Annotated in this window: 1 protein-coding gene; it reads left to right on the top strand. The window is 66.3% G+C overall.

Annotated features, from left to right (window positions below):
- On the top strand, window positions 1-825 hold an 825-nt coding region (locus JF781_RS27995), incomplete at its 5' end, for an IS3 family transposase (protein WP_225341360.1).
- Window positions 826-867 lie beyond the last annotated feature (42 nt).

Raw genomic sequence — 867 nt, 5'->3', positions numbered from 1 at the left:
CGGCGGGCGGCCGTTCGTCATCTCCAGCGGGTGCTGGGGGTCAGTGAACGGTTCGCCTGCCGCGTGACCGGGCAACACCGCGCCACCCAACGCCACGAGCCCGTCGCGGCCACCCCTGCCGACCCTGACGCCGCGTTGCGGGCGTGGCTACGGGCCTACGCCAAGAACCACCCTCGTCGCGGGTTCCGTCCCGCGTATCACGACGCCCGCGGTGAAGGGTGGCAGGTGAATCATAAGAAGATCCAACGCCTTTGGCGTGACGAAGGGCTTCGAGTGCCGCAGCGGCGCCGACGCAAACGCCGGGGCAGCTCCACCGCGCCGCCCGACGTGGTCGCTGATGCACCCAATCGGGTGTGGGCGGTGGACTTCCAGTTCGATTCCACTACTGATGGGCGGCCTATCAAGATCGTTTCGGTCGTCGATGAGCACACCCGTGAGTGCCTGGGCGGGATGGTCGAGCGCGGTATCACCGGTGAGCACCTGATCGGTGAACTCGCCCGCCTGGCCCGCCAGCGTGGCACGTTTCCTGCGGTGCTGCGGTGTGACAACGGGCCCGAATTAGCCTGCAGCGCAATGGCTGACTGGTCATCGGGTCAGGTCGGTCTGCACTTCATCCCGCCGGGCGAGCCGTGGCGTAACGGCTATGTCGAGTCATTCAACTCGCGCATCCGCGACGAGTGTCTCAACATCAACAGCTTCTGGTCGTTGACCCAGGCCCGCGTGGTCATCAGCGACTGGAAACACGACTACAACCACCACCGCCGGCACTCATCGCTGGGCTACCAGCCCCCAGCCCGCTACGCTGCCAGCTGCACCCACCAATGAACGACTCTCGTTCGCCGTGGACCATTTCCCGGGGTCCGGCCA

It is taken from the genome of Mycobacterium sp. WUMAC-067 (assembly GCF_020217485.1).
In the GTDB taxonomy this organism is placed as follows: Bacteria; Actinomycetota; Actinomycetes; order Mycobacteriales; family Mycobacteriaceae; genus Mycobacterium.
Note: the sequence above shows the minus strand (reverse complement) of the source record. Positions and strands in the feature narration are given on the sequence as shown.